The organism is Thiolapillus sp. (assembly GCF_048562965.1).
GTDB classification, from domain to species: Bacteria; Pseudomonadota; Gammaproteobacteria; order Chromatiales; family Chromatiaceae; genus Thiolapillus; species Thiolapillus brandeum_A.
Map to the genome: position 1 here is coordinate 1 of NZ_JBHNMF010001175.1, position 808 is coordinate 808.

General features: G+C 48.8%; 1 protein-coding gene. It reads right to left on the reverse strand.

Annotated elements, in window-relative coordinates; translation table 11 throughout:
* Window positions 1-95 precede the first annotated feature (95 nt).
* Window positions 96-808, reverse strand: a 713-nt coding sequence (locus tag ACOCD2_RS23120) for an ISAzo13-like element transposase-related protein (RefSeq protein WP_419626223.1), incomplete at its 5' end; no start/stop codon positions are given.

Sequence of the window (808 nt, forward strand, 5' to 3'; positions counted from 1 at the left end):
TGTGTTGGGTCAATAGCATAGACTCGGCGTACTATGATGTCAAGCCTCTACAGACATGAAAAAGCGATTGTAGATCCATGGAGGCAGGCTTGTACTCATCTTAGGGGTGAGTAGTTACACCCCAATTTTGTAATCGGATTGATTGTGACAAACCATGATTCCAGATCAGGTTTTCTGTCAAATCGTTTTTCCAATTCACGCATGGCCTGCTTACTCAGGGATACTCCCGCTTTATAGGATTTCTTCACTTTCCTTACCACCGGATGAATCCCTTTGTACGCCATACTCCGAGCCAAACCCAAGGTTTTCTCAACAGAATCCAGTAATTCGCCTCGCCAATGATTTTCCAGAACACCCCATAGTCTTTCGACCGGGTTGTATTTGCTGTGATACGGCGGGTAGTACGCCAGTCGTATCCTGATTTGATGTGTATCGCTGAATTCCGTCAACCGCTTCATCCATTGAGTTCGGCGACTGCTGTTCTCCGGACCGTTGTCAGCATTGATGACCAAGGTATGGGGGCGGTCTTCTGGCGCGAAGGTTTTCCACAGTTCCTCCAGTCGATCCACCATGAAGTCTGCTGTGACTTTGCCCTGCGCGAACCACAAGTAACTTTTCGCTTGTTTGGGCAGCAGTATGCCAAACGGCGTTAAGGTGCATTTTGAGTCGAAATCATGGTCGCAGGCAGGTTGGGGACAACGGCTTTTTCCTCCCCGGGAAAATGGTCCCACCTTGACGGTTGTCTTGGTGTCCAAAGATAACCGTAATACTCCCGGCTGTTCATCAGCTTGAGCATTCACCCGATGAA